1 pseudogene is annotated in these 205 nt (G+C 54.6%); it reads left to right on the plus strand.

Annotated elements, in window-relative coordinates:
- Positions 1-205 (plus strand): annotated as a pseudogene (locus FDX22_RS22190) (acetyl-CoA carboxylase biotin carboxyl carrier protein); the annotation flags it as partial.

Raw genomic sequence — 205 nt, forward strand, 5'->3', positions numbered from 1 at the left:
CGAACTGGAAATTTCTGAAGGCGAAGAGTCTGTACGCATCAGCCGTGCAGCGCCAGCTGCAAGTTTTCCAATGATGCAACAGGCTTATGCTGCACCAGTGATGCAGCAGCCAGCTCTGTCTAACGCTGTCGCACAAACTGCCACTCCAAGTATGGAAGCGCCGGCAGCAGCGGAAATCAGTGGTCACATCGTACGCTCCCCAATG

The organism is Citrobacter sp. TBCS-14, assembly GCF_005280805.1.
Lineage (GTDB): Bacteria > Pseudomonadota > Gammaproteobacteria > Enterobacterales > Enterobacteriaceae > Citrobacter > Citrobacter gillenii.